The sequence below is a fragment of the Mesobacillus sp. genome (assembly GCF_057785455.1).
The window spans coordinates 1-5,408 of the sequence record NZ_JBYNSB010000036.1; the positions used below are offsets into that span (position 1 = coordinate 1).

The 5,408-nt window shown below is 42.0% G+C and carries 4 protein-coding genes and 2 riboswitches; of the genes, 1 reads left to right on the top strand and 3 read right to left on the bottom strand.

Going from position 1 to position 5,408, the window contains the following annotated elements:
- Positions 1-174 precede the first annotated feature (174 nt).
- Positions 175-411 carry a hypothetical protein gene (locus AC3EBE_RS14740; protein ID WP_488595803.1) on the bottom strand — a complete coding sequence of 79 codons (237 nt, stop codon included), beginning with the start codon at positions 409-411 and terminating at the stop codon, positions 175-177.
- A gap of 553 nt (positions 412-964) precedes the next feature.
- A riboswitch (cyclic di-GMP riboswitch) is annotated at positions 965-1,065 on the top strand.
- 64 nt (positions 1,066-1,129) lie between these two features.
- Here AC3EBE_RS14740 and AC3EBE_RS14745 point away from each other — a divergent pair.
- Positions 1,130-2,908, top strand: coding sequence for a S8 family serine peptidase (locus tag AC3EBE_RS14745; protein ID WP_488595804.1), 1,779 nt, complete (start codon positions 1,130-1,132; stop codon positions 2,906-2,908).
- Positions 2,909-3,132: 224 nt separating this feature from the next.
- Here AC3EBE_RS14745 and AC3EBE_RS14750 read toward each other — a convergent pair whose 3' ends face one another.
- On the bottom strand, positions 3,133-4,779 hold the full coding sequence (locus AC3EBE_RS14750) for an SdrD B-like domain-containing protein (protein ID WP_488595805.1): 1,647 nt from the start codon (positions 4,777-4,779) through the stop codon (positions 3,133-3,135).
- 101 nt (positions 4,780-4,880) lie between these two features.
- A complete protein-coding gene (locus AC3EBE_RS14755; RefSeq protein WP_488595806.1) occupies positions 4,881-5,081 on the bottom strand; it encodes a hypothetical protein in 201 nt (66 codons plus the stop codon).
- Positions 5,080-5,161: riboswitch (cyclic di-GMP riboswitch) on the bottom strand. It overlaps the preceding gene by 2 nt.
- Positions 5,162-5,408 lie beyond the last annotated feature (247 nt).

A 5,408-nucleotide genomic window follows, 5' to 3' on the forward strand; every position in this document is an offset into this window, starting at 1 on the left:
CTCCTCACTTACAGCAATGGGAGTGCGTATTAAAAACATGATACATGCAGTATTAGCGAGGAATCATATTAGTGACAAATCTTTTTATAGCTTATCAGACAAGTTTGGCAAGAAAGGCAAGGAGTATATGAGGAGCATAATTCTAACAGGAAACGACACAGCAATACTAAATGACTATCTTGACCTTCTTGCTTCAATCAAATGAGACAAAAAGCCTCTTTGAAATAAGGTAGTTTGGGATGTTTTTAGTGCATGATTATGCTCCCTATTTTCTTCAATTCTCTTTTGTCTTTGCCCTGCCCCCATATTTCTTGCATACTCTGATACAGGGGATTTGCCCATTATAAACTCTTTGACCATCTCATACTTTTTTTCAGGTTGAAAATGCCTTCTGTTATCATTGTTGCTCATAGTGATATCCTCCTTATTTTCTTAGAATACTACTTCTTATTTCATTTGCCGATTTTGTCTCATTTGGTTTATAACTAAACACGAATCAAAGACAACAACAATTGCAGCCTGAACGATGTAGAAGAAATAACATCTGTTTTATATAGATTTTCCCGCCAGGCCTTGCCTAATGTAGGGACTGTGCAGGCAAAGCAAGTGAAATTGCCGTGCACCTTGGAAGTGTTTCGAGGCTGGCGGGTTTACTCAAACTCAATCTTCTGTGAAGGGCGCAAAACGAGTAGCGAAAATAGGAATCTTCACGAAGCCCTGAGACAGCAAATGGATGTCTGGCAACTTTTTTAAAGTGGGCCAAATAGTGATTAAAAAGATCTAATGGAGCAGATGAGCATTTAAATAGCCAACGAGAGTAGTAAAAAACGGAGGTAGAGGGAAATCTCCGTTTTCCCCTTGACATTACTTATCATGGATGTCCGTAACTAAAAAACTTTTAGTTTTTGTGACTGTAATCACATTAAATAAATTGAATATCGGTTATCATTGAATTAAGAAGCAATTTCCGAAAGGGCAAACCATGGGTAACCATGGGGCGCAAAGCCACGGGTCCTACCCGCCCCAACAGTCTAACAAGGGCAAGAGGATAGTCGGGCTGCCGAAGAAGCAAGATCTATCCTTTGGTGGACTGTTTCGGAGGCTAAGGAACTGTCTATGGAGGTGGATCATGAAATACTTAAACAGGGCATCGGTCAGGCTTTTATTAGCCTTCTTTATTATCTCGGTATTTATAACTCTCTGCCCTAACAATACATGGGCAGCCAGTAAGGATTGGGCGCCAGCTCAATTATTAGTGCAAAAAAAAGCAGGCAATTCCCTTGATGAACTAAAGAAGATATTCAAAGATCATGATTCTGAGATCAAAGAGTTTATACCGCAGATTGGAGCCTTCGTCCTGCGAGTCCCGCCTGATAAGTTAGAGATAGTGCAGAATGCCCTTTCACGGAATCCCCGTTTCAAATCAGTGAGCAAAGACTATTTCCGCTACCTACATTCAGTAAACCCAAACGACTACTGGTATCCGGGTCAGTGGCATTTACCAAAGATTCAAGCGCCGCTTGCATGGGGGATAACTGTAGGTGAACAGACTATTACAATTGCCGTAATTGACGGCGGGATTGCCGCTGTTTCAGATTTAGCCCCGAAGCTTCTTGCTGGTGCAAACATTATAGAAGGTGGGACTATTACGACCGAAGGCGGAGGGCATGGAACGGCAGTAGCAGGTATAGCGGCGGCTGTGACAAATAATTCGGTAGGCATAGCAGGCATTACATGGAATAGCAAGATACTTCCTGTCAAAGTATATAATGAAACTGGCACTACAACCTGTTCTGCAATCATTAAAGGCATAATATGGGCAGCCGATAATGGCGCCAAGGTTATAAATATGAGCTTCGGTGGACCAAGCGAATGCAGCGGTGAAAAAAGCGCCATTGATTATGCATGGAGCAAGGGTGCTGTGCTTATTGCCTCAGCAGGAAATGATACATCTTCAACACCAAATTATCCAGCCGCATACAGCAATGTTATTGCTGTTGCAAGCACAGATTCAAATGACGCTATTTCATATTTTTCTAATTTTGGCAGCTGGATTAATGTAGCCGCACCGGGAAGAAACTTGGTAACCACATACAACAATGGGGCTTATGCTGGTTTTTCAGGCACATCAGCCGCAGCTCCAGTGGTCTCGGGGATTGCTGCGCTTATTCTCTCTGCTAATACGGGGCTTACTAACTCACAGGTAAAAACAATAATCGAAAAAAATGCTGATGATTTAGGAACGGCTGGATTCGATATCTATTATGGCTGGGGCAGGGTCAATGCCTACAAATCAGTCCTTGCTGCAACAAACACCGCCCCTCCACAGGCAGATACAGCGAAACCCACCGTATCTATAACATCTCCATCTTCTGGAGCCTCCTTATCGGGCAGTGCCACAATAAGTGTTTCAGCCTCTGATAATGTGGGAGTCAGTCAGGTAGAGCTTTATATTGATGGTGTGCTATTTGCAGCAGACTCCACAACGCCATATTCTTTCATATGGGATACTACCAGCTATAGTAATGGCTCGCACACTTTGCAGGCAGTTGCTTATGATGCCGCAGGCAACATCGGTGCATCAACAGTTGTAACAGTAAGTGTCAATAATTTTGTTGATAGTGCTGCTCCCATAGTTGCTATCACTGCACCTCTTGAGGGAAACACACTGCCGGCTAAAAATGCAAAGGTTACTGTCAGCTCAAGTGATAATGTGCAGGTAAGTCAAGTGAGAGTATTTGCTAACGGTATTCTTATAGGCACTGCTAATTGCTCAACGGCTTCTTGCACTGTGAGCTTTAACTGGAATACAAGGACACTCGCAAAAGGTCTTTATACACTTGCAGCGGAGGCAACTGATACAGCGGGCAATAAAGGCATAAGCAAGAGTGTGAATGTCTATAAATAGTATCTATAAATTATGGTGAGCTTGTCGAACCATGCTCATCCTTCGACAGTCCCAAGATGATTAAAAGCAATTTATACACAGACACTAAATAGGCTCTTTAATTGAGATAGGATTACTATGGTTCAGTATGACAATTAGAGGGCTTAAAAGCTTTAAATAATCTGACATTAAAAAAGGGGAAGCTTTCAAAAGCTTCCCCTTTTTGCATTAGAGTATGTTATTAACTACTCCTCGCAGGTTGCTCCATAATTTGGACAAAGCACTACAAAATTCATATTGTTATTAGCCTTATCCAGAGCATTCTTTAAGCATTCCTGATATGTGCGAACATGGCCTGAAGCTACCGTTACTCCATTTATACCTAAAGTAGTATTAGCAGCGTCCATGAGATTGCCTATTGTAATGAAATTATTGCCTACTCCCGTATTACCGCATCCGGGTGCATAAACAAGCGCTCCGCTACTGACAAAACCAGCCTCCACATTCAGAGCCATTGCCGCAAGCTGTGCAGAGAGCATATAAGCCATATTTGTGGCACTTGCACTCAGAAGCCATGAACGGAATTGAGTATATCCTGTAGGATCAAAATGACTTCCAGCACCATTTCTCAAATTAAGGACTACAAGCATTGCAAGCTCAGTGCTCATAGTTCCGCCATCATTCATTTGGGCTTGCCCGTTTTTATTTGACCAGAAGCCAAGGGTCTTGCCGCCGCCAGCGCCAAGGCATACATTACCAAAACTGCATGTCTCAGTTTCACCTACACATGTTTCATCCACTGCTATTGAAATGTCGCATGATGTTGCAGTAGTAGCAATAGCTCCTGCAGGTTTAACTTCTGATACTGTGTATTCACCGGGCAGGATATTACTAAATGTGTAGCTTCCATCAGCTTCTGTTATTGTGCATGCAACGGTTACACCTAAATCATTCTTTAAGAATATCTTCACGCCAGCTATTCCAGCTTCTACATTGTCAACACCATTGACATTAGCATCATAGAATTTCCTGCCTGTTATAGTGCTGAGTCCTACATTTCCAAAATCAACGTCTTGTGTTTCATCACCTGCTATGGTGATAGATGCAGAGGCAGGACCAAAAGGAACGCATGTCTCATCTATCTGGCAGTCATCATCAACATTGCAAAGATCTGATGCAGTATTAGAGCAAGTTCCACAATACCCATTGACACATGTCGCAGTATGGCCAAAGCCAGCTTTAAGTGTCTCTGAGACATTATAAATGCCTGGTTCAAGTCCAACACAGCTGAGTAATCCATTATTATCAGTCACTCCACTACAGCTCTTGGGGTCTGGATTGAAAGTTATCTGCCAATCTGCTAAAGGAAAATCTATTTCAGTAGGGTCAAGGACACTATTAGCATTGGCATCGCAGAATTTAAAGACATCTATTGTGCCACGCTGAGGAGGAGGCACATCACCGCCGTTCCAGCAGAAGGTTACATGGCTCACTTCTTTTTTCTGATAAGCATATAATCTGGTGTCGGAGTATGTGGCTGGATTATAATACCAGACATTCGCACCTCTGCCAGCCTTGACGATTACGGCGCTGATTGCCTGTGGATCAGAAGCCCAATCGAAATAGACGCTATCACTATTGCTGATTGTGATTGTTGTGTTCCAATTCTCACCAAGCGGACCTGTGCAAGTAGCAGAATAACTACCATTCTCCGCCGCATTATCAACCTTATAAGAGCAGGCATATGAACCAATCTTCCGACATTCAAAGGCTGCATTGCCTGATTTCCAATCATCAATTACTTTGGGATTTGTTGAAGCCATTGCACTGCCTATGCCTATAATCATAAGCACCATGATGATTGCAAAAATCTGATAAAATCTCTTACTCATAAAATACCTCCTTTGTTTTTAGCTTTGAAATTCTTTCCCTCTCTCTAAGAGGATTAAAATGTTTTTACCTAAAAGCATCCACAAGCTACCATCATAAAAGATTATGAGCATCTTCCTTCAACCCTCTTTATATCCCTTTTCTGAGGGGGGTTGGGGGTTGTTACAATACAATCCTTCTGCTTATCCCATATCTTAAATAGCAAACCCTTGTGGATATTCCCATCGACTTCCCAGCCTTCCTTTGGATAACCTCCCTTAGCAGGGAACTCCCTATAAAAAAAAGGGTTGCCAATTTTGCTCATTGGCAACCCAGCCACCCAAAAACAACTTTGGATCTGAGGCTTTCCGTCACCACCTTGCGGTGGTTTTGGCTTTTCTCAACGATTGGTTAATAAATTGAAATGTTTTAAGATTTTACAATATTTCCAGATTATATAATAAATTTTATCACTCTAAATCTGTATTGTCAATCACCCAAAAGTAGGTATATGTCAAGGCAAAATAGAAATGTCCTAATTCTGGCAAAATAGAAATGTCCTATTTTATGCTACTGCCTCCAAAGGAGGATTATTTGTTTTTGCCGCCAAATTTTTGTATGCCTTCCTCCACGGGTGATCCTGCGGAGGAAT